This window comes from Mycobacterium sp. WUMAC-067, assembly GCF_020217485.1.
Lineage (GTDB): Bacteria > Actinomycetota > Actinomycetes > Mycobacteriales > Mycobacteriaceae > Mycobacterium.
Map to the genome: position 1 here is coordinate 147,545 of NZ_JAEKMI010000006.1, position 16,392 is coordinate 163,936.

A 16,392-nucleotide genomic window follows, 5' to 3' on the forward strand; every position below is an offset into this window, starting at 1 on the left:
TCCTGGGATGTCGGTGGGCTCAGTGAGGCGGTTCGATCGGTAGTACCGGGCCGCCGTAGGGAGTCGGAATGGTGAACCGCCCCTTCGGTGTTGGATCGGCGGTTTGACCGAGGTCGGCGCCGGGAGGCGGGCCCGCCGTGTCGTCGCCGCCCGGACGGGGCGCATTCTTCGCGCCGCGAACCAACACCTGGGGATCGTCGTCTCGGCAGTAGGTGTACAGGAACGGTTCGGGATAGTCCGCCGACGACGACGGCCGCCGCGGGGTGCCGTAGTCACACGTGTAGCGCGGATAGATGTCGGCGGTCGCCCACAGCCCGTGCTCGTGCATGGTGGTCATCAGGGCCTCGAGCGTGGACCCGCGATAGTTCGGGAAGACCGCGTTCAAGGCAGGAACCCGGACATAGATGATCCGGGCGGTGGTCACGAGGTTGGCCAGCAGCCCGACCATGGTGTCGGAGTTGTCGTCGAACAGGTTGTCCACCGACGACATCGCGTGCGGTGTCTGATCGACGAATGTGCGATAGCCGCGGTCCATCTTGTTCACCCCGGTCATGAGGTCGCCGACATTGCGCGCCGCCACCGCGAGCCCGGCATTCTTGTCCGAGAGGGTGGTCAGGACCACCCGGCTGGTCTTGAGCATGCTGACGGTTTGCGGCAGCACCGGGTCCATTGTCGAGAGCAAAAACGTGGAGCCGTCGATGATGTCGGTGAGCTTTTGCGGGCCCTCCTTGCTCAAACTCAGTTCCCGCTTGACGATTTCGAGCTTCTTCGGGTCGGTCTGGGCCAGCATCCCGTCGGCGTCGGCGAGGACCTGGGACAGCGGAATGGGCGTCGTGGTGCGCTGTGGGCCGATCACGCTGCCGTTCGCGAGGAACGGACCGCTGTTGGAGGCGGGTTCGAAATCGATGTACTGCTCGCCCGCGGGTGAGAGTCCGGACACGCGCACCGGGCTGGCGGCGGGAATCTTGGTATTCGCGTTGATGTTCGCGACCACCTCGACGCCGGTAGGTGTGGGCCGCAGCGACTGGATTCGCCCGACCCGAATCCCCCGGACGGAGACGTCCTGGTTGGCCAGCAGGCCGCCGGAGTCGGACAGCCGGATCGTGACCTGGTAGGTGGAGTCCAGCGGGTTGATGCGCAGGGCGCCGATCGCCAGGTAGGCCAGGCCGACCACGAGTGTGAGCGCCAGGGCGATGCCGGACAGCCAGGCGCGTTGACGGTGACCGGTTTTGACCGCGGCGACGATGAATCGGGCGAGGGCGTCGATCACCGCGGTGGCTCCGGGCTCATGGGGTCCGGGGGCGGTTCTCCCCCGGGTGCCGGTGGGAGGGGAGGACCGCTTGGCGTCCACGGGGTTTGGCCCATCGGCGTTTGCGGCCCGCGGCCCACGACCCTTTCCTGCAGCCGCCACAACACGTACTTGATCGAGCCGATCATGTAGTTCCAGTCGCGGCGCATGGGTCCGTGGAATGCCGGATCCCCCTTGAACCCCCCGGTCTCCGCGCCGGTTCCGGGCCGCGATCCCATGACCAGGCGGTCGAAGCTTCCACGTACCGAAATAGCGTCGCTGGGCGTGGTTTTCACGAACGGCGGGATCAGCCGGTTCAGACCGGCCAGGCTGGTGTCGGGGCTCAACACGACGTCGTTCCACGCGGCGGCGATGGTGTTCGCGTCCTTGATGACGCTGCGGCCCGTCTTGTCGGTGCCGGCGATGGACGGGAACTTGGAAAGCTGGCGGGTCGTGGCGCCGAGTTCGTCGACGACGTCGGCGATTTCATCGGCGTTGTCGGACAGCACGTTCGTTGCCGGCCCGACCGCTCGCAGGACATCGGTGATCGCCTGGTTCTTCTCATCCAGCCGATCGGCCAGGTTCGCCGTCTCGGTCACCGCCGCGTCGATCTGCTCCGAGCGGGCATTGAGCTTGCCCAGCAACAGATTGGTCCGGTTGATCAGGTCGCCGAACGCGCGCCCCTGGTCGCCGGTTGCCTTGCCGGCGCCGTTGACGATATTGGTGAAGTTGCGGACCGCGCCACCGTTGACGAGCAGCGCGGCCGAGCTGAGCACGCTCTCGACGGTGGCGGCGGCGCGGGTCGCCGGCAGTCCGATGGTTTCTCCGCCCTTGAGCAGCGGTGCATTCGGGTTCATCGGGGTGGGTGGCTTGATGGCGACGAACACGTCGCCAAGCGGTGTCGCGGAACGTAACTCCGCGGTGCTGCCCACGGGGATGCGCACGCCGTCCATGATGCGCAGGGTGGTCACCGCGGTGTAGTTGCGCGCGACCATCGATTCGAGTTGCCCGACGTCGGCGCCGGCGAGTTTGACCTTCGCGTGGGCGGGGAGATTCAGGGCGTTGGAGAACACGGCGTTGAGCAGATATCCGCCGCCGCCGATTCCCGGGGCCGGTAGCGGCAAGCTGGCCAGCCCGTTGGTGGCGCAGCCCGAACTGACCATGGCCGCGCTCAGCGCGACCGCCAATGTCTTGTGCTTGCCCCAGTTCATCGCTACTGCCCCATCGCCGAGAGGCCGTCGAGAATGTACGTCAGGCCGAAGTCGGGTCCGTAATCCTGCAGTGTCCCTGTGCTGCAACCCAATTGACGGAGGTGCATCAGGTTGCACAGCTCCTTGGCCGACTGGCTGTCCGTGAGTGCCTTGTCGAGCAGGCCGTGCACACGGATCGCGCCGTTGTTTCGATCGACGGTGTTGTACAGGTTTTCCAGCGTCAGCGGGAGGACGTCGAGCATCTCCGCCACGACGCGCTGATCCTCGACGACCGTCTTGGCGACGGTGTCGCCGTTGCGGACCGCCTGCTTGAGATTGTCGCGATTGTTCTCGATCAGCGTGGTGACTACTTCGAGGATACGGTTGATGGTGCGCCCGGTGGCTCCGGTGCCGAACTTCTCGTCGGCTAGGATCTGGCTGAGCTGGCGTGTGGTGGAACCGAACTGGCGCACCTTGGCGTCGTTGCGCGCGGCGGCCTCGGTGATCGAGCTGAGGTCGGTGACGATCGTGGTCAATTGCTCGCGGGTGGTGCCGCCTCGCTCGGAGCTGAGCCGCAACGCCTTGGAAAGCTCGTCGAGTGCGGCCAGGATCTTCTTGCCGTTCCCATCGGTCATGGCGACCGCCGCGTCGCTCAGATCGGCGACCGGGCCGCCGCCCTTCCCGTCGCCCTTGAGCGATTTGGAGACTTTGTCGAGCATGTCGAGCACGCGGTCGAACGCCACGGGGGTCTTCGTCCTGGTCAGCCCGATGGTGTCGTGGTTCTTGAGCACCGGGCCGCTCCGGTACGGCGGGGTCAGTTCGACCTGCCGGTCGGTGAGTATCGAGGTGGTGATGGTGACCGCGCGGGCCGCGGCGGGGATTTTGACCTTCTTGTCCACGGTCAGCTCGGCCTCGACGTAGCTGCCTTTGGACGTGACCCTGCTGACCTTTCCCACCGGCATGCCGAGCACCGCGACCACGTTGCCTTCGTAAAGGCCGGCGGCGCTGTCGAATTGAGCTATCACCGTCATCGTGTCGAGGCGTGACTTGACATAGTGCCCGACCACGCCGATGGCGAGGGCGGCCCCCACCGCTACCACGGCAGCGACGGCGATGAGCTTGCGCCTACCGGAAATCATTTGCAGTCCTTGAAGTACTGGATCATCTTGAATTCCTTCGCGCGGCCGCTGATGGCGCACATCCACGAATCGATGGCGAGCCCGTTGGGCAGGTTGAACTCGACGACCGGCCCGTACCCGGTGGCGTTCGTCAAGCCCCGCAACGCCACCGGGGCAACCTGCAGCAGATTGCGCACCAGGTCGTCGTGCTGGCCGATCATGTTCGTCAGGTCGTGCAGGTTGGCGAACAATTCGTCCAGCATGGGCCGGTTGGTGACGACGATCTTGTCGAGTTGATCGACGAGCTCGGTCAGCGCCGTGAACATGGCGTGGAAGGTAGCCTGGCGGGCCACCAGGTGGCCGAGCAGGTCCTGACCTTGATCCATCAGATGTCCGATGTTGGTCTGCTGACGCCGCAGCGTATTGACCACTCGCTGAGTGCTTTTCATCAGCGTGCCGAGCTGTCCCCGGCGATCGGCGGTGATCGTCGACAAGGTCTGCAGATTCGCGACGGCCTGCGGAACCAGCGGCGGCACCCCGCCGAGCTGCTTGCCCAGCACCGCCAGCGACTGCGCAAACTGGTCGGAATCGACCTGCTCGAAGGTGGTGGTGGCGTCTTCGAGCAGCGACTGCAGGTCGTAGGGCACCGCGGTGTGGGACAGCGTGATGGTCTTGGCCGGGAGCGAACCCGGGCCGTCGGGCACCAGCTCCAGATAGCGCGACCCGAGGATGGTCATCACCTTGATGACCGCCCGGGTGTCCCTGCCGAGCGGGACGTTGTCACGCACGCTCAAGCCGGCTTCGACGTGGTCGCCGTCGAGTTTCATGCTGGTGACGTGCCCGACCTCGATGCCGGCGATCGTGATCGGGTTTCCGGGCCGCAGCGTGGCGGCTTGCAGGAATTCGGCGGTGTAGTGGGTGTAGCCGACGCCGAGCAGCTTGATTCCGAGCGACACCGCGACAAGAACCGCGACCACCGCGAGCCCGGCCAGGCCGAGCCAGGTCCTGTTGTACGACTCGAGCGGGCGCCGCCGCAGCCATCGGGTTCTCAGTGCGTCAGCCATTGGCCATGTTCCTGCATCGCGGGGTGTGCCACCCCATGTTCTTCGTGGTGATCGGGTACGCGTTCCCGGGGGTGGCCGCGTTGACGATGAACGTGGTGATGTCGTTGAGTCCGGGGAAGAAGCCCGTCGCATTCAGGTCACACGCGTAGGCGTTGCCGTAGGAACCCTCGCTGAGGGCCCGCGCGAAACCCTTGAGCAACAGGGGCAGGTTGTCACCGGTGAACGCCAGCTGCGGCTCGATCCCCACCAGGTGCTTGCTGAACCCCGGCTCCCGGGTGATCAGTTGGTTCAACGACGGGTCGACGTCGTCGGCGATCGCCGCGAGGCGGCGGGTCACCCGGGCGATCGAACCCACCGAGTCCTGCAACGCCGGGCGGCGGTCATCGAAATTGGCCACCGCGGAGCGGGTTTGATCGAGCGCGCGGTCGAGGTCGTCGTTCTGGCGCGCGACGGTGTCGGTGACTTTGGTGAGGTTGCTGATGAGGTCGCCCAACGACTGATCACGCGCAGACAGGGTCCGGGTGATCGTCGACGTCTGCTGCACCAGGAGCGGAATGGACGCCTGATCGCCCTGCAACGACTGCAGGACCCCCTTGGTCAGGTCATCGGCGTCTTTGGGGTTGAGCAGGGTGAACAGGGGCTCGAAACCGTTGAGCAGCTTGCCGACGTCGAAGGAGGGGTCGGTCTGCTGCACCGGTATCACGCTGCCCGCCGAAAGCGTTCCCCTGCTGCCGGTTTCACCCAGCGACAGCCCCAGATAGCGCTGTCCGATGATGTTCTGGTAGGTCACCGACGCGACGGTGTTGCCGTACAGGTGCTGCTCGTTCTCGACGATGAACGAGACCTTCGCCAGTTTCCCGGCCAATTCGATGTTTTCGACGCGGCCCACCCGCACGCCGGCCATGCGGACGTCGTCGCCGATGCGCAATCCGTACACGTCGGTGAACATCGCGGCGTACGGCGTGGTCGGCCCGGCCACGTCGCGGCGCAGGGTGGCGTACACCATCCACGTCACCGCGATGGCGATCGCCATGAACAGCGACAACCCGATCAGCGGTTTGCGTACCTTCATTTCGGCGCACCCGCCGCGGGCCGCGGTTGCTGCGGCTTGAGGGAGACCGAGGCGCCGCGCGCCACCGGGCCCAGCAGCAGCTGGGTCGCCACCGACGCCGGACGGCCTTGGCCGGTGATCATGCCGAGCTGGTCGCGTTCGTGTTGGCTACCCACGGGGCCGACGTTGCCGCCGTAGGCCGATGGCGCGGCCGCACCGGGCGGGGCCGGACTCGGGGGCGGCGGTCCCGGCGCCGGCGGTGGCGGCGCATCGTCGGGGTCGGCGGTCCCCGGGACTCGGGGTGTCGGGCCGACCTGCCACGGCCACCACGGCAACGGCGGGTTGGGGTCTTCCAGGCTGGGATTGGGGTTGAACAGCGGCGGACCGACCGCGGTGAGGTTGCCGTCGGGTCCGATCTGCGTGCCCGGGGGCGGCGCCAGATCCGCGGGCGCATGGTAGTTCTGCGGCAGCAACACCTCGGGCAGGTCCGGGCGCACCGCGATCGTCGGGGCCGTGAAGCAACTCGGTCCCAGCAGCTGGCCGTAGCGCGGGCAATCGGCGCGGGTATAGGTGTAAGTCGGCGTCAGCGCCAGATTGACCCGCATGTTGCCGGTATCGAGTTCGGGATCCCAGACCTCTTCAAAGAACTTGTCGGACAGCCGATTCAGTCTGGTGAAGATCGGCACGAATTTGTCGCTGTTCAACGCGAAGACCCCGAGCGCGGGCGTGAGGTTCTGACTCATTTCGATCAGCTGGTCGGTGTGGTTGTCGAACGCTTGGCGGTTCACGCCGAAGGTGTGGTGCGAGCCGGTCACCAGCGACCGGAACTGCTCGCGTTTTTCGACCAGGGTCTGCATCGGTTTGACCGCGTCGTGCAGGACGTCGACGAGGTCGGGCGCCGTGGCCTGCAGGCCGCGGGTGGCGTCCAGCAGCGCGGAGACCGTGGAGGGGCCGGGGTCGGTGGTCACGATCGCGTTGAGTTCGTCGAGCACCCGGGTCATCTGCGCGCCGGCGGTGAGCAATGTGCCGCGCCGGTTATTGGTGGCGGCCGCGACCGCGGCCAGGATTCCGACGCTGTGGTCTTCGCGGCCCCGGCCGGTCGCGGCCAGGATGTCGCGCAGCTTGCTGATCGTGGTCTGGAAGATCACCGTCGACAGCTGGAGGTCTTCGGGGATGCGCGCCCCGTTGCGGATGCTCGGGCTGGGGCCGCCGTCGACGAGTTGCACCGACGAGACCGCGAACACGTTGCTGGGTACCACGCGCGCGGTCACCGCGCTCGGGATGTCCTTGGCGTATTCGGGTTTGAGGTTGATGTGCACGTAATTCGGCTTGCCGTAGGCCGCCGGGACGACATTGTCGACGGCGCCGACGAGCAGCCCGTGATATTTGACATCGGACCGGGCCGGCAGCCCGTCACCCACGTTCGTCAGCTCGGCGACCACGCGAATGTAGTCGTTGAGCCGTCCGGTGGACTTCAACAGCAGGCTTCCCGTGATCAGTCCCGCGATCAGCAGCACCGCCGCCCCGAGGGCCACCAGCTGCTGGTCGGTGGGACCCCGCCCGTCGAAATCTAGCGAATTCGCCATTCAGCCACCGAATCTCGCGCCGGCGTCGATGCTCCACAGCGCCATCGTGAGCAACATGTTGACCATGATCACGACGGTGATGCTCGCCCGCATGGCATGCCCGGCCGCTACACCCACGCCCTCGGGGCCGCCCGCGGCGTAAAACCCGTAGTAGCACTGCACGGTGGATGAAAGCCACACGAAGACAACGCACTTGAGCACCGAGTACGCGATGTCTTTGGCGCTGAGCATCATGGTGAAGTAGTGCAGGTACGGTCCGATGGATCCGCCACTGATGATGTTGGCGACCACCTGGCACGTGAGGTAGGTGACCGCGAGGCAGGCGATGTAGAGCGGGATGACGGCGATGACGGAGGCCATGAGCCTCGTCGTGACCAAAAACGGAATCGGGCGTATCGCCAGGGATTCCAGCGCGTCGATCTCCTCGGCGATGCGCATGGCGCCGAGCTGCGCGGTGAATCGGCAGCCCGCCTGCATCGCGAAGGCCAGGGAGGCCATGATGGGCGCCAGTTCGCGGGTGTTGACCAGTGACGAGATGATCCCGGTGGCGGGGCCGAGTCCCAGTAGGTTGAGAAAGTTGTATCCCTCCACGGCCACCAGTGCGCCCGCGGTAAAACCGAGCACCACCGCGACGCCGGCGGTGCCGCCGCCCACCACGATCGAGCCGTTGCCCCAAGCGATGTTCGACAGCAACCGCAGGAATTCCGTACGGTATTGCCGCAGCACGCTGGGCACCGCGAGCACGGCACGCACGAAGAAGACCAGCATGTGCCCCAGCCGCATGGTGGGCCCGGCCGCGACCCGGTACGCGCCGATGAACGGTCGTGCGAGTCCGGGAACGTATGCGGAGGCCGTCATTTCACAGCCCCGTCCTGGGAAACAGCATGTTGTACAACTGGCTGATTCCGACGTTGACGACCATCAGCACCAAAATCGATTCCACCACCGCCGCGTTCACCGAGTTGGCCACGCCCGCCGGGCCGCCCTTGGTGAAAAGACCTTTCTGGCAGGCGATTACCGCGACAATGGCTCCGTAGATCACGGCCTTGAGCAGCGCCACGATCATGTCCTCCGTGGTGGCGAACGACGAGAACGTCGCCACGAAACTTCCCGGCGCGCCCCGCTGGAAGTAGACATTGAACAGATAGCTGGCCAAAAACCCGACGAAGCACGTGATTCCGGTCAGGGCGACGCCGACCATGATGGCCGCGGCGAAGCGGGGTACGACCAGACGGCGGATCACCGAGACCCCCATGACCTCCATCGCGTCGGTCTCTTCGCGCATGGTCCGAGACCCGAGATCCGCGGTGATGGCGGACCCGACGGCCGAAGCCATCAGCACCGCGGCCACCAATGAGGCGGCCTGTCGGATCACGGCGAGCCCACTGGCGGCGCCGGCGAGGGAGGTCGCACCGACCTGGTTGGCCAACAGGGCGAACTGGATGGATAGCGTCACCCCGATCGGCAGCGCCACCAGGACGGTGGGCAGCACGGCGGTCGCCGCCATGAATGCGCCCTGGCGCACGAACTCCGCCCATTGGAAGCGCCCGGTGAACAGGTCGACCACGCAGTACTCGACCGTGCGTACCGCGAGGATGTACTGCTCGCCGAGGGTGGTGAGCGAAGCGAGGGGGTGCCGCACGACGTAGCCCGCGGACCACTCCTGGATGGTGGCCACACCCTCGGGTGCTCGGTCGTCGTTGAGCGAGCGGTCGTCCTGGATGGTCATCGCCGGATGCGCCTCAGCGCGACGACTCGCCGGTATGTGTGTTCATCGGTGAACCTTTGGTGTGCCCCCACGGGCCGCTATGTTAACTGCTGCTCAGGTTATGCGGAAGATCTCACTTTGCACTGTCTGCAAATTCAGCGCCTAATTTGAGCCACCGAGCCGGGTATGACCCATGGTCATTTCGCGTATTTCCCTGCTAGCCGCCTCTTGGCGCGCCGCTGACATCGCGGGAAGATCGCGTTCCGGACTGCTGATGTTAATATGCATTTGTCTACTAAATGGTTGGTTCAGTCTGGGGTGATCGCGAGTTATCGTTTTCCTGGGGAAGGCGCGGATGATCCTGACGAGGTTGCGACGGGCGGGCGGCGGCATTTCGGCCGCCGGGCCGGCGCTGCTCGCTACCGCCCTCGCGCTGTCCGGCACCGCCTACGCCGATCCGGGTCAGCCTCCCCCACCGTTGCCCGCGTTCACGCCGGCACCCAGCGATTGGTCACCGAACTTCGACATCTGGCCGTACAACACCTTCGCCTCTCGGGTGACACCCGAGATGATCGGCGGAATGTCCGACTCCTGCCAATGGTTCAAGTCCCAATTCGACCCATTGATGGGCCAGATCAACGACTTCAACCGATACCTCGGTGATCAGCACGACGACTACACGGCCGGTGGTGTGCAGCAGAACGCCAACGCCGTTGTCACCAACATCGACCGGTCGACGGCCTTTCTGGGCCCGCGGGTAAAGCCACTGATCATCACCAACGAACCCGACAACTTCGGCCCCTATTCGCCGATATACGGCGGGGAATCCATGACCCACTTGGCATTTCAGTTGTCACGGATCAGCGACAGCATCAAGAGAAAGGAACCGTCGGGCGTCACCCACGCGAACATCGTCTCGGCCACCGGCTGGGCGAACGCGCTACGTGACTCCGGCGCATGTAACTGATGAACTACCGCCCATCGCTACGAACAGTCGGCAACCCACGGACGTGGTTGGTGAGCCGCTTCCGTATCGCCGCAGAAGGCACAGAAGTCTCGGAAGTTGGGGAAGGCGACATGAGTCCGCCGGCCGACACCTCACCCGACACGGACCATGACGAGGGTCGTGTCGATGCGGAAGGCGACCAGCCGCCGCGCCGGCGAAAGGGCCTGCGGGTCAATGTCGCTCGCCGGGCCGCCGCCGTGATTCTGGCCGTAGCGCTCGCCGGGGCCGGATACGAGGGCTGGCTGCTGTTCCAGCATCACCAGAAGGATGTCGCTGCGACCCAAGCGCTGTCTGCGGCCAAGAAATATATCCTGGCGCTCACCAGCGTGGACACCAACGCGATCGATAAGAACTTCACCGAGGTTCTCGACGGCTCGACCGGCGAGTTCAAGGACATGTACACGAAATCCAGCGCCCAGCTGCGCCAAACGCTCATCGACAACAAGGCGGCGGCGCACGGCAGCGTCGTCGATGCGGCGGTCCAGTCGGCGACCGAGGACAAGGTGGACGTCGTGCTGTTCGTCGATCAGTCGGTGAGCAACGGGGCGGCGCCGGTTCCCCAGTTGGACCGCAGCAGGGTGAAGATGACCATGGAAAAGGTGGACGGCCGCTGGCTGGCCAGCAAGGTGGAGCTTCCCTGAACCGGTGCGCCGACGGGTTGTTCAGGCGCGCCAGGTTTCCTCGGCCACCCGATAGAAGTTTCCACCGAGCACCGCGTGGATGTCGCGGCCGTTCCATCCCCTGGCCCGCAGGTGCTCGCCGAGCGTCACGAACGTTTCCGGCGGCATCCATCGGATCGGGCCCCAGCGCGTGTAGCTGTCGTCGAACAGGTGGGGATTGCGCCGCAGCTCATCGACGAAATCGGCGGCGTCGAAACAGAAGTCGGTGCTGACGCCGACGTGCTCGACGCCGACGAGGTCGACGGCGTATTCGAGGTGCCGTGTCATCGCGTCCAGCGTGGGCGTGTTGGGTCCGAGGAAGATGCCGACGCCGGTGATGCCGATGACGCCGCCCGTCTGCGCGCAGGCCCGCGCCTGGTCGTCGGTGATGTTGCGGGGATGCTCCCACAGCGCGCGCATGCACGAGTGGCTGTAAATGACCGGCCCGGCGGATACCTCGCACATGTCGAGACCGGTGCGTGCGCTGCAGTGGGATCCGTCGGGAACGATGCCGGCTGCGTTCAGTTCGGCGATGACCGCACGGCCCCAATCGGTGAGGCCGCCATCGGTGCGGTCGAGGCAGCCGCTGCCGGCCCGGTTGGCGTTGTTGTAGGTCGGCAGCAGGGTGCGTACCCCCAGGTTCGCCAGGGTGCGCACATTTTCCAGATCGTCATCGAGTGGGCCTGAGTCTTCCAGGTCGAAAACCACCGCGATGCGCCCGGCCCGGGTCGCCGCGTCTACCTCGCCGACGGTGGCCACCAGTTCCAGGTCGGGGTGGGCGGCGATCCCGGCGCGATAGTGGTGCAGGAGCGCCACGGCGTCGCTGAAGCTGTGCGGGGAGTATCCCGCGTTGACCGAAAGCACGGTGCGACCGGCGTATTGGTAACGCGTCAACGGACCGATCTCGGTGTCGGTGTTGAGCGGCAGACACGTGTGCTGGTCCCAGAGCAGCGTGGTCATGGGTGGTGAACTCTCCTTAGACCCTTATGGTTTACCCCTCGAGCGCGGCCTCGACGGCTTGGTCGGCGAGCTCGGCCCAGGGCATCGGTTCCCGCGGGGACCCGGGCGGGTCGGCCAACCGACGATGCCACCAGCCGACATCCCACCACCTTTCCTGCTTGAAGCCCACGCCCCGAAAGGTACCGACGGGGGTGAAACCCAAAGCCTCGTGCAGCCCGACGCTGGCGGCATTGGGAAGCGTGATGCCCGCATAGGCATTGACATACCCTTGTGCGACGAGCAGATTCAGCAGTCCCGCGTAGATTCGGCGGCCATGACCGCGGCCGTGAATGGACGCGTCGAGGTACAGCGACACATCGACGCACCAACGGTAGGCGTCGCGCGCCCGGTGCGGGCTCGCATAGGCGTATCCCTTGACGCCTTGGCTATCGGCGACGACCAGCCAGGGCAATGTCGCAAGCGTGCGGGTCATCCTCGACCGCACCTCCTGGACGCCGGGGGGAGCCGTCTCGAAGGACACCGCCGTGTCCCGCACGTACGGTAGATAGATTTCAGCGACGGCACCCGCGTCCTCGGGCGTGGCCATGCGAACCTTCACGACCACAGAAGGCTAGCCGTACAGCGACGGTGGTGTCGGCCTTCAGGAAAATAATGTGGATATGAGGGTTTCGGCGAACCGGCGACGGGTGGTGTTTTGCGAGGCAACAAGTAACCAGCGCCCATCAGCCCGCACGGCGACGCTGGTGTTCACGCGACTTTTGCGCCGATTGCGTCGGCGCCGTACCACCGCGGCGTCCGCGTGAAGCAGCGCCACGTCCGGTGTGAGAAACCGGACCTGGGTGATGTCTATCCGTAGGCGGGTTCCCTTGAGGAGCTTGCGGAACAGCGGGAGGTACGCTGCCGCGATCGCTTCGCGCCCCGTGTGGTGGCTGCCCAGAAACGTGACGTAGTCCGCATCGTGGGTGAAGACACCGGCATAGGCGTCGGGATCGCCCGCCGCCCAACCGTTTACCTGCTGAGCGATCAACCCGCGGATGGCGTCCTCGTCGGCTCGCCGGTCGCCGCTCGTCACAACGCCTCCCGTAAACGTTGGTGCCGACGCGGCTGCTGCGCACGGTGGAACCGTCGCCGCAAGGTGGCTCGAAGGACGCGCAGCAGCAACGTGGGATCCTGGAGTCGCGCCGGCGGATCGACGAGATGGGTGACCCGCAGCAGGCTTTCGGTTACCGCGGTGTCATCACCGGCGGCGTTCAGCATGGCACCGACCAACTGGCCGCGCAGCCGCCGACTCAGGGAAGGCTTGAGGGTGGGAGATGGGACGCGATCGTTGGCCTGGTTCATCGCCCATGTCGGGCCGATGTCGCGTGCCGTCATGTGGAAGAAGCGCTGGGCCAAGTCGGCGTCGCCGCCGCGCAGACAGTCTCGCAGTGCCAGCGCTTGCTGCGCCGCCATCGTCATGCCTTGGCCGTACACGGGATTGGGGCTGCACAGCGCATCGCCGATGACGAGCAGGCCGCGGGGGAATCTCGGCATCTGGTCGTAGCGCCGCCATACCGCCGCGGGGTTACGGAAGGTGGCGATGTCCGCGAGCGGCTGCGCGCGGCGTAGCCCGTCGATGATTTCCGGGGGCAAGGCGCGATCGGCCAGCGCGAGCATGGTGGCGAAATCGGGTGGCGCCCCGCCGGTGTCGATCGTGCGGCCGACCGCGAACATCCAGGTGTCGTTCTCGCAGGCCAGCAGCAGACCACCGGGCTTACCGCCGCCGCCGAGGTTGAACACGACCATCTGCTTGTCGAGGCATCCCGTCGGCATGCTCAGCAGTTGGCTGGAGTAGCCCAGCATGGCGGTGGACCGCGTCTCGGGTGGGCGCCCGTAACCCAGGAGTTCCAGAAGGGCCGGCGTGCGGGCGGAGCGGCCCATGGCATCGACGACCAGATCCGCGGGCACATCGATGGCCGCGCCGTTGTCGCGGTGCAGGATTCGCGCACCGGTGACCGCCTCCCCGGCGGCAAGCGGCTCGATGACGTCGTGGCCGTCGAGAAGAGTCACGTTGGACAGTGCCGCGACGCGCCGATGCACATGAAACTCCACGAACGGCCGGCTGGCCAGGCACAACGTGACCGCCGTGGGATCGGTCAACGTGCCCGAGCGTTGGAGCTCGTAGCGGCCCGTGCGCACGTAGAACCGCGACAGGTCGCCGTCGTTGATGACAGTGGCGCCGGCCGCGCCCAACTCGTCGATCAGGCCGGGAAAGAGTTCGGCAAGCACTTGCGTGCCGCGGCTGAGAAACATATGCACGTGACGGCCCTGCGGCACGCCCTTCCGGTGAACGGGATGGCCGGGGGCCTTGTCGCGCTCGATGACGCTGACCGAGTCGTAGAAGTCCGAAAGCACGCGCGCGGCAAGCAGACCCGCGATCCCGGCGCCCAGCACAATGGCGTGTTGGCGCGAAGCATTCACGGCGAACGCCCTTGGTCAGTCGAGCCCACACGGTTTGTGTTGTGACCCATGACGCAGCAGCATACCGCAAATATAAGGTTATGGTAAGAATATTAAGGAATTGATAATGGTGGTTGTTCGGCGCGGCCGGCGGGGCGGGATCCCTGGAGATCGGAGCCCCGTCGGGGGCAGCGGCGAGCTCCTCAACTCGGTGGAAGTTGGATCTATGCAGAGGATTTGGGTCGCGGCGGGCATTGGCGGCGGCCATCTCGGTGACGCGACGCCGCCCAAGGGGCCGCGGAGGTCGATAGCGCATCCTTCCGGAATTGTTCCGCTGCAGTTAAAGTGGGGCGTCGGCGTGGCTGACCTGCATCGCGAATAGGGAGGGTCAAACTGTTTTCCCGTTCGCGCCAGATACCCGTCACGCCGGCGTGGTTCACTGCCGCACTCGATCAACGGCCCGAGCAGGGCGAGGTGGAGGTCGACGGCTGCCGCATCCACCTACGTCTTTGGGGTGCCGCGGACCAACCTCCGGTGGTGCTGATCCACGGCGGCGGTGCGCACTCCGGTTGGTGGGATCACATCGCGCCGTTCATTTCCCGTACCCACCGGGTGATCGCGCTGGATCTGTCCGGGCATGGCGACAGCGGGTCACGAGCCGGCTATGACCTGCGGATCTGGGCAAGCGAGGTGATGGCGGCCGCATCCTCCGCCGGCCCCGCCGGGCGGCCGACCATCGTCGGCCACAGCATGGGCGGTTGGGTAGCGTCCACGGCGGCAATGCACTACAGCCGGCAGATCAACAGCATGCTGGTGATCGACTCGCCGTTGTGGGAGCGTGCGCCGGAGGAAGGGCGGCTACGACGGCACAAACACACCGAATACCGGACCAGAGACGAGATCCTGGCCCGTTTTACGGCGGTGCCGTCGCAGGAGTTGATCCTCCCCTACGTCCGTCAGCACATCGCGGCCGAGTCGGTGCGCAAGACCAACGCGGGCTGGGTGTGGAAGTTCGATCCGGCGATTTACGGCGGTGAGTATCTCGAGCCGACGCCCGCCGACGAGGAATCGTTGGAGAGCATGCTCGCCGCAATGCGTTGCCGCGTAGGCTATTTGCGTTGCGAGGCCGGATTGGTTCCGCCCGCGATGGCCGAACGGATCCGCTCTCTCCTGCAGCTGAGGGGCCCCTTTGTCGAGTTGGCCGAAGCCGGTCATCATCCGATGCTCGACCAACCGCTTCCACTGGTCGCGACGCTGCGCACGCTCCTGGAATTCTGGTCGATCACCTAAGCCCGTGCGCGGCGGGCCAGCTTCGCGGGCTGGTCGATGATCAGGGCCCTACCCTGCTGCCGGATCCAGCCGCGCTGGGTGAAGTCCGAGAGCGCCTTGTTGACCGTTTCGCGTGAGGAACCGACGAGTTGAGCGAGCTCCTTCTGGGTGAGGTGATGCTCGACGCGCACCGGTCCCCCATTGTCGGTGCCGAATCGCATTGCCAGATCGAGGATTTGCTTGGCCACCCGGGCGGGCACGTCGGTGAAGATCAAGTCGCACAGGGTGTTGTTGGTGTGCCGGAGTCGGCGCGCCAGCACCCGTAGCAGCTGCTCCGCGATTTCGGGTCGTTCGGCCATCCATGTTCGCAGGGCCTGGCGGTCCATCCTGACGGTTTCCACCTCGGTCAGCGTGATCACCGTCGAGGTGCGCGGGCCCGGATCGAAGAGCGCGAGCTCACCGAACACGTCACCGGGGCCCAGCACCGCGAACACGGTTTCACGGCCGTCTGCCGTCTGGTGGCGGATCTTCACCGAGCCCGCCAGGATCACAAAGAGGTCGTCGCCCGCCTCGCCTTCGACGAAGACGGTGCGCCTGCGAGGGAAGGAGACGTGCTGCAGATGGCGAGCCAACGCGGCGACCGCATCGGGTGCAATTCCCTGGAAGATGCCGGCTCGCGCCAAAATGTCGTCCACGCCGCCCCTTTCAACGCGTTCCGCACGGCGTTTGCGCGCACTAGGCGCTGCTCCAGGTTGGGGGCGTCTTGGCTCGCGACCTCGACTTTACACCAGGGTTAAATTCCGTAACGCAGCAGGTCCGGGGGCCGGCGGCTAGGCGGCGGGCGTCGTGGTGGCCGATGCGGCTGTGACTTCGGAGTAGAAGTTGCCGCACGCATCGCAATGGACCTGATACTCGAGCTTGTCGTCGCGCTCGAGGAAGCTGTACTGCGCCCACGCCATGCATCGCGGGCACCGTGCGCGACCGTGTTCCACTGCCATTCACCAACCCCTAACTCGCACAGATGCACTGGAAGTACCCCGTGCAAAGCTGGTCT

17 protein-coding genes are annotated in these 16,392 nt (G+C 65.8%); 3 read left to right on the plus strand and 14 right to left on the minus strand.

The window, feature by feature from the left end:
- Nucleotides 1-19 precede the first annotated feature (19 nt).
- The 8 genes from JF781_RS06305 to JF781_RS06340 are packed head-to-tail and all read right to left on the minus strand — an operon-like array spanning nt 20 to nt 9,026.
- Nucleotides 20-1,270: an MlaD family protein gene (locus JF781_RS06305; RefSeq protein ID WP_225327762.1), complete on the minus strand. Its 1,251-nt coding sequence runs from the start codon at nt 1,268-1,270 to the stop codon at nt 20-22.
- On the minus strand, nt 1,267-2,499 hold the full coding sequence (locus JF781_RS06310; RefSeq protein WP_225327761.1) for an MlaD family protein: 1,233 nt from the start codon (nt 2,497-2,499) through the stop codon (nt 1,267-1,269). The genes JF781_RS06305 and JF781_RS06310 overlap by 4 nt, the downstream gene beginning before the upstream one ends.
- Before the next feature lie 2 nt (nt 2,500-2,501).
- Entirely contained in the window at nt 2,502-3,617 is a 1,116-nt protein-coding gene (locus tag JF781_RS06315; protein WP_225327760.1) for an MCE family protein, read from the minus strand.
- The gene (locus JF781_RS06320) at nt 3,614-4,660 is read right to left on the minus strand and encodes an MCE family protein (protein WP_225327759.1); all 1,047 of its coding nucleotides are present in this window, start codon (nt 4,658-4,660) and stop codon (nt 3,614-3,616) included. Before JF781_RS06320 ends, JF781_RS06315 begins: the two co-directional genes overlap by 4 nt.
- The gene (locus JF781_RS06325; protein ID WP_225327758.1) at nt 4,653-5,732 is read right to left on the minus strand and encodes an MCE family protein; all 1,080 of its coding nucleotides are present in this window, start codon (nt 5,730-5,732) and stop codon (nt 4,653-4,655) included. Before JF781_RS06325 ends, JF781_RS06320 begins: the two co-directional genes overlap by 8 nt.
- Complete coding sequence (locus tag JF781_RS06330; protein WP_225327757.1) at nt 5,729-7,297, minus strand: MlaD family protein; 1,569 nt, start codon at nt 7,295-7,297, stop codon at nt 5,729-5,731. Before JF781_RS06330 ends, JF781_RS06325 begins: the two co-directional genes overlap by 4 nt.
- On the minus strand, nt 7,298-8,155 hold the full coding sequence (locus JF781_RS06335; RefSeq protein ID WP_225327756.1) for an ABC transporter permease: 858 nt from the start codon (nt 8,153-8,155) through the stop codon (nt 7,298-7,300). It abuts the gene before it with no gap.
- A gap of 1 nt (nt 8,156) precedes the next feature.
- Complete coding sequence (locus tag JF781_RS06340; protein ID WP_225327755.1) at nt 8,157-9,026, minus strand: ABC transporter permease; 870 nt, start codon at nt 9,024-9,026, stop codon at nt 8,157-8,159.
- A 334-nt stretch (nt 9,027-9,360) separates the two neighbouring features.
- Between JF781_RS06340 and JF781_RS06345 the strand changes: the two genes are divergently transcribed.
- Nucleotides 9,361-9,972 carry a hypothetical protein gene (locus JF781_RS06345; RefSeq protein WP_225327754.1) on the plus strand — a complete coding sequence of 204 codons (612 nt, stop codon included), beginning with the start codon at nt 9,361-9,363 and terminating at the stop codon, nt 9,970-9,972.
- Nucleotides 9,972-10,652: an Mce protein gene (locus JF781_RS06350; RefSeq protein ID WP_255641186.1), complete on the plus strand. Its 681-nt coding sequence runs from the start codon at nt 9,972-9,974 to the stop codon at nt 10,650-10,652. The genes JF781_RS06345 and JF781_RS06350 overlap by 1 nt, the downstream gene beginning before the upstream one ends.
- 21 nt (nt 10,653-10,673) lie before the next feature.
- On the opposite strand, the gene JF781_RS06355 is transcribed toward JF781_RS06350, so the two are convergent.
- From JF781_RS06355 to JF781_RS06370, 4 genes are read right to left on the minus strand one after another with little or no spacing between them, the layout of a single operon-like run.
- On the minus strand, nt 10,674-11,630 hold the full coding sequence (locus JF781_RS06355; RefSeq protein WP_225327753.1) for a dipeptidase: 957 nt from the start codon (nt 11,628-11,630) through the stop codon (nt 10,674-10,676).
- Nucleotides 11,631-11,661: 31 nt separating this feature from the next.
- Nucleotides 11,662-12,216 carry an arsinothricin resistance N-acetyltransferase ArsN1 family B gene (locus tag JF781_RS06360; protein ID WP_225327752.1) on the minus strand — a complete coding sequence of 185 codons (555 nt, stop codon included), beginning with the start codon at nt 12,214-12,216 and terminating at the stop codon, nt 11,662-11,664.
- 54 nt (nt 12,217-12,270) lie between these two features.
- Nucleotides 12,271-12,702 (minus strand): SgcJ/EcaC family oxidoreductase, encoded by a 432-nt coding sequence (locus JF781_RS06365; RefSeq protein WP_225327751.1) that lies wholly within the window; start codon nt 12,700-12,702, stop codon nt 12,271-12,273.
- Nucleotides 12,699-14,090 (minus strand): NAD(P)/FAD-dependent oxidoreductase, encoded by a 1,392-nt coding sequence (locus JF781_RS06370; protein WP_225327750.1) that lies wholly within the window; start codon nt 14,088-14,090, stop codon nt 12,699-12,701. Before JF781_RS06370 ends, JF781_RS06365 begins: the two co-directional genes overlap by 4 nt.
- Nucleotides 14,091-14,603: 513 nt before the next feature.
- On the opposite strand from JF781_RS06370, the gene JF781_RS06375 reads away from it, so the two are divergent.
- Complete coding sequence (locus JF781_RS06375) at nt 14,604-15,359, plus strand: alpha/beta fold hydrolase (protein ID WP_225327814.1); 756 nt, start codon at nt 14,604-14,606, stop codon at nt 15,357-15,359.
- On the opposite strand, the gene JF781_RS06380 is transcribed toward JF781_RS06375, so the two are convergent.
- Nucleotides 15,356-16,033 (minus strand): Crp/Fnr family transcriptional regulator, encoded by a 678-nt coding sequence (locus tag JF781_RS06380; RefSeq protein WP_225327749.1) that lies wholly within the window; start codon nt 16,031-16,033, stop codon nt 15,356-15,358. The genes JF781_RS06375 and JF781_RS06380 overlap by 4 nt on opposite strands.
- Nucleotides 16,034-16,168: 135 nt before the next feature.
- Nucleotides 16,169-16,336, minus strand: a complete 168-nt coding sequence (locus JF781_RS06385; RefSeq protein ID WP_225327817.1) for a hypothetical protein — start codon at nt 16,334-16,336, stop codon at nt 16,169-16,171.
- Nucleotides 16,337-16,392: the final 56 nt, after the last annotated feature.

Coding starts and splice junctions, on each gene's coding strand:
- JF781_RS06310 (WP_225327761.1), bottom strand. CDS start 2,499: ATGAACTGGGGCAAGCACAAGACATTGGCGGTCGCGCTGAGCGCGGCC.
- JF781_RS06315 (WP_225327760.1), bottom strand. CDS start 3,617: ATGATTTCCGGTAGGCGCAAGCTCATCGCCGTCGCTGCCGTGGTAGCG.
- JF781_RS06320 (WP_225327759.1), bottom strand. CDS start 4,660: ATGGCTGACGCACTGAGAACCCGATGGCTGCGGCGGCGCCCGCTCGAG.
- JF781_RS06325 (WP_225327758.1), bottom strand. CDS start 5,732: ATGAAGGTACGCAAACCGCTGATCGGGTTGTCGCTGTTCATGGCGATC.
- JF781_RS06330 (WP_225327757.1), bottom strand. CDS start 7,297: ATGGCGAATTCGCTAGATTTCGACGGGCGGGGTCCCACCGACCAGCAG.
- JF781_RS06335 (WP_225327756.1), bottom strand. CDS start 8,155: ATGACGGCCTCCGCATACGTTCCCGGACTCGCACGACCGTTCATCGGC.
- JF781_RS06340 (WP_225327755.1), bottom strand. CDS start 9,026: ATGACCATCCAGGACGACCGCTCGCTCAACGACGACCGAGCACCCGAG.
- JF781_RS06345 (WP_225327754.1), top strand. CDS start 9,361: ATGATCCTGACGAGGTTGCGACGGGCGGGCGGCGGCATTTCGGCCGCC.
- JF781_RS06350 (WP_255641186.1), top strand. CDS start 9,972: ATGAACTACCGCCCATCGCTACGAACAGTCGGCAACCCACGGACGTGG.
- JF781_RS06355 (WP_225327753.1), bottom strand. CDS start 11,630: ATGACCACGCTGCTCTGGGACCAGCACACGTGTCTGCCGCTCAACACC.
- JF781_RS06360 (WP_225327752.1), bottom strand. CDS start 12,216: ATGGCCACGCCCGAGGACGCGGGTGCCGTCGCTGAAATCTATCTACCG.
- JF781_RS06385 (WP_225327817.1), bottom strand. CDS start 16,336: ATGGCAGTGGAACACGGTCGCGCACGGTGCCCGCGATGCATGGCGTGG.